1 protein-coding gene is annotated in these 537 nt (G+C 62.0%); it reads right to left on the bottom strand.

The window, feature by feature from the left end; genetic code table 11:
- Positions 1–54 precede the first annotated feature (54 nt).
- Positions 55–537: hypothetical protein (locus EEB15_RS33920; RefSeq protein ID WP_158290313.1), on the bottom strand; the 483-nt coding region annotated here is incomplete at its 5' end.

Genomic DNA, 537 nt, shown 5'->3' with positions numbered 1-537 from the left:
GTGCTGGGCCCACAGGTTCGCCATGTACAGGTGCTTTTCGCTGGGGGCCGCCATCTATCCAGCCTTCCGCGGCAGCAGGTTCGAATACGGTACTTGACCTAGAGCCGAGCTCAGCTGGTCCAACGCAGACTGACCGCACAACAGCAGCTCGACGCCATAGAGCTCCGCCTGGAGAATCAGCGACTGGAGCACCATCTCTGCCGCCCGCGAGATCGTCGCCCGCGTCAGCGACACACAATCGCTGGGCGTTACCTCCTCGGCCTGCAGGATCTGCACGGCCCGCGTTACCGCCAGAAGTGCGTCGCTGATGTTGAGGACGTTCGCCTTGCGAGCCCGGGCAACTGCATCGCTTTCGCCAGGCACCACGACGTTAGTCGGGACCTCCGCCGCCGGCAGATCCATTCCGATCAAAGAGAGTTTCAACGTCACGAAGATCAACGCACCACCGACACCGGAGATCACCCCTTCGAGATCTTCACGGTGCACAGCTTCGGCGAGATTCCCCGCTCTCGCTGTGGCCTCCAGGTAGCAATCAAG

The organism is Ramlibacter sp. WS9 (genome assembly GCF_003797765.1).
Classification (GTDB): domain Bacteria; phylum Pseudomonadota; class Gammaproteobacteria; order Burkholderiales; family Burkholderiaceae_C; genus Ramlibacter.
This window is presented reverse-complemented; position numbering and strand designations above follow the sequence as displayed.